Genomic DNA, 479 nt, shown 5'->3' with positions numbered 1-479 from the left:
GGCGATGGCCACGCCGTTTCCACCCGCCCCGTCCAGGCGCAGTTGGCCGTCCGAGAAGCTCGCCGTCGCCGTGCCGCCCAGTTGGGCGTTCAGCACACTGAGGAAGGTGGTCGGATCTGCGGCGGCGCCGTTGATCGTCATCGTGCCGCCGGAAAAGACGATCCGGGCCGAGGCCTGCACCACGCCCGACGCATTGACCGCCGAGATGGTCGTCGTGCCGGTGAAGCCGGTCAGGGCGTTCTCCAGCGACTGACCGGTGTTGCGCCCTGTCAGGGTGGACGGCGCAGGAACGCTGCTGTTTGCGTTATGGGCGCGGTTCAGTTCGTCCGCGAGTTTGGCCGTCAACTCACCCAGGCGCGCGGCGGCCGCTGGCGCATCGACATCGCGCATCTCGACCAGACCCCGGATCTGACCGGACGACACGCCGTCCAGCAGCGGCCAGCGCGTTCCGCTGGGCTCGGTGATCATGATGTCCGAGA

The 479-nt window shown here is 68.5% G+C and carries 1 pseudogene; it reads right to left on the bottom strand.

The annotated features are described in order from the left end of the window. Positions 1–468: pseudogene (locus tag JWG43_RS20710) on the bottom strand (flagellar hook-associated protein FlgK); the annotation flags it as partial. Between the last annotated feature and the right edge of the window lie 11 nt (positions 469–479).

Source organism: Desulfobulbus alkaliphilus, assembly GCF_016918545.1.
Lineage (GTDB): Bacteria > Desulfobacterota > Desulfobulbia > Desulfobulbales > Desulfobulbaceae > Desulfobulbus > Desulfobulbus alkaliphilus.
Note: the sequence above shows the minus strand (reverse complement) of the source record. Positions and strands in the feature narration are given on the sequence as shown.